The sequence below is a fragment of the Candidatus Edwardsbacteria bacterium genome, assembly GCA_031082425.1.
Lineage (GTDB): Bacteria > Edwardsbacteria > AC1 > AC1 > EtOH8 > UBA2226.
The window spans coordinates 1-1,136 of sequence record JAVHLB010000010.1 but is presented as its reverse complement, the minus strand read 5'-3'; the positions used below and the strand labels follow the sequence as shown (position 1 = coordinate 1,136).

Annotated in this window: 2 protein-coding genes; both read left to right on the top strand. The window is 54.0% G+C overall.

The genetic code is table 11. The annotated features are described in order from the left end of the window. The first annotated feature begins 122 nt into the window (after positions 1–122). On the top strand, positions 123–728 hold the full coding sequence (locus RDU76_09845; protein ID MDQ7799224.1) for a tetratricopeptide repeat protein: 606 nt from the start codon (positions 123–125) through the stop codon (positions 726–728). Continuing rightward, positions 725–1,136 (top strand): hypothetical protein (locus RDU76_09840; protein ID MDQ7799223.1); only part of this gene is annotated, 412 nt, incomplete at its 3' end. The genes RDU76_09845 and RDU76_09840, both read left to right, overlap by 4 nt.

The following is a 1,136-nucleotide window of genomic DNA, read 5'->3' as shown; positions in this document are numbered from 1 at the left end:
GCCTGGGGGCCTCGGCCTATGCCCGCAACCAGGTCTGGCGGGACGACCTGCTGTTATGGCACGACACCGTCACCAAATCCCCCGGCAAGGCCCGGCCGCACGATGCCCGGGGGAAGGCCCTGATGGAGAGGGGCAATTACCCTTTGGCCGAGAAAGATTTCATCAGGGCCCTGAGGATCGATTCCAGCTTCGCCAATTCCTGGTATAATCTGGGACATCTCCGGGAGATGAAAGGCCAGAGCCGGGAAGCCTGGGATTGCTATACCCTGGCCATAAAATACAAACCGGATTATGCCAAGGCCTACAATAACAGGGGGGCCATATCCCTGTCTCTGGGAAAATACGATCTGGCCGAAAAGGACTTTTTATTTTCCATCATGGCAAATAAATATGTCAGTTTGCCATATTATAATCTGGCGAAGACCTATTACTTCCAAAAAAGATATTCCGATGCCCTGATTCAAATAAACAGGTCCCTGGCACTGGATGCCGCTTACCCCATGTCGTATTTCATAAAGGCCTTGATCGAAAAAGAAACCGGGCAGTTCCCGGCGGGGGTGAAGGACCTTCAAAACGCCCGGCAGATGGAGCCCGGCAATATGATGTATCTTTACGCCCTGGGAAAAATCAAATGTCTGGCCGGGGATACCCTGGAGGGACGGAAAGATATGGACGCCGGCCTGAAACAGGGTTTCAACCCGGGCTCCAGCCCCTGGTTCAAAAAATGACTGTGGCCAGATATAAAATACTGGGCCTATTGACGCTGGCCGCCGCGGTTCTCCTGATATATGGCAGCACCCTGCGGGCACCGTTCCATTTCGACGACGGGCACCTGATCGTCGAAAATAAGGCCATCCGGGATCTGCCGTTGCAATGGCAGCTGCTTCCGCAACTTAAGACCCGTTCTCTGGTGAATCTTTCCTTTGCCCTCAACTATCGTTTTGGCGGCCTGGAGACGTTTGGTTATCATGCGGTGAATGTGGCCATCCATGCCATCAACGGTTTTTTGGTCTATTGGCTGGCGCTTTTACTGTTGTCCAATCCGTTGGTCAGTTCCGGAGATCAGGACGGCAGGGCGAAATACTGGCTGGCCCTGGGGGCGGGGTTGTTGTTTGTCAGCCATCCGGTGCAGACCC